This is a genomic window from Thermorhabdus hydrogeniformans (assembly GCF_049310025.1).
In the GTDB taxonomy this organism is placed as follows: domain Bacteria; phylum Bacillota; class Thermosediminibacteria; order Thermosediminibacterales; family Tepidanaerobacteraceae; genus JBJYKD01.
In genome coordinates, this window is sequence record NZ_JBJYKD010000261.1 from 1 (window position 1) to 244 (window position 244).

The window sequence follows — 244 nt, forward strand, 5'->3', positions numbered from 1 at the left end:
GGGGCAAGCTCTTCGGCAAGCGCAAGGTGGCGCCCGAGCTGTCGCCTTCCAAGACCTGGGAAGGCCTGATCGGCGGCGTGGCGAGCGCCACCGCGCTGGGCGAGGCGCTCTACTGGGCCACGCCCTTCAACCCGTGGCAGGCGGCGCTGATGGCGCTCACCATCTGCCTCATGGGCTTCTTCGGCGGCCTCGTGATGTCGGCCATCAAGCGTGACCGCGGCGTGAAGGACTGGGGTTCGATGAT

At 68.4% G+C, this 244-nt stretch carries 1 protein-coding gene; it reads left to right on the plus strand.

Features of this window, described 5'->3' with window-relative positions:
* Window positions 1–244: phosphatidate cytidylyltransferase (locus ACKX14_RS16365; protein WP_422449490.1), on the plus strand; the 244-nt coding region annotated here is incomplete at both ends.